Origin of the sequence: Rheinheimera mesophila, assembly GCF_000986865.1 — a bacterium.
GTDB lineage: Bacteria > Pseudomonadota > Gammaproteobacteria > Enterobacterales > Alteromonadaceae > Pararheinheimera > Pararheinheimera mesophila.
Genome location: NZ_LAVS01000095.1, coordinates 1 through 619, shown reverse-complemented (window position 1 = coordinate 619; position 619 = coordinate 1). Strand labels below are relative to the sequence as shown.

The 619-nt window shown below is 30.9% G+C and carries 2 protein-coding genes; both read left to right on the top strand.

Annotated features, from left to right (window positions below; all coding sequences use genetic code 11):
- Positions 1-367, top strand: a 367-nt coding sequence (locus SD53_RS16610) for a phage antirepressor KilAC domain-containing protein (RefSeq protein ID WP_046521319.1), incomplete at its 5' end; no start/stop codon positions are given.
- A gap of 12 nt (positions 368-379) precedes the next feature.
- Positions 380-619: hypothetical protein (locus SD53_RS16605; protein ID WP_046521318.1), on the top strand; the 240-nt coding region annotated here is incomplete at its 3' end.

The following is a 619-nucleotide window of genomic DNA, read 5'->3' as shown; positions in this document are numbered from 1 at the left end:
AAACTTACTTTTACAACAGCAAGTAGAAGTTAACAAACCAAAAGTATTATTCGCTGACTCAGTAGCTGGTAGCGACAATTCAATACTCGTCGGAGAGCTTGCGAAAATACTTAAACAAAACGGTGTGGATATAGGACAAAACAGATTATTCAAATGGTTAAGAAATAATGGATATCTCATTAAAAAGAGTGGAGAAAGTTATAACTTACCAACTCAAAAGAGTATGGATCTAAAAATCTTGGATATCAAAAAACGAATAATTAATAATCCAGATGGTTCAAGTAAAGTATCACGTACACCAAAAGTAACAGGCAAAGGACAACAATACTTTGTTAATAAGTTTTTAGGAGAAAAACAAACATCTTAATAGGAGAACACTATGGAACAAATCACATTAACCAAAGAAGAGTGTGTCGAACAATGCATCAATAAAGACTTAAAACTTTTAGATTATCGAGTTCAACAAATTTTAGAAGGTGTTCTATCAGAAAGTACCACATACGGTGATGCAAGAAATAAATTAGAAACATTGAAAATTATTGCTGAATCTCATTTTAAAACCGAACATGCTTCAGTTATTTACAAATTAGCATTGAAAAAGTTAGACAAAAAAATCAAC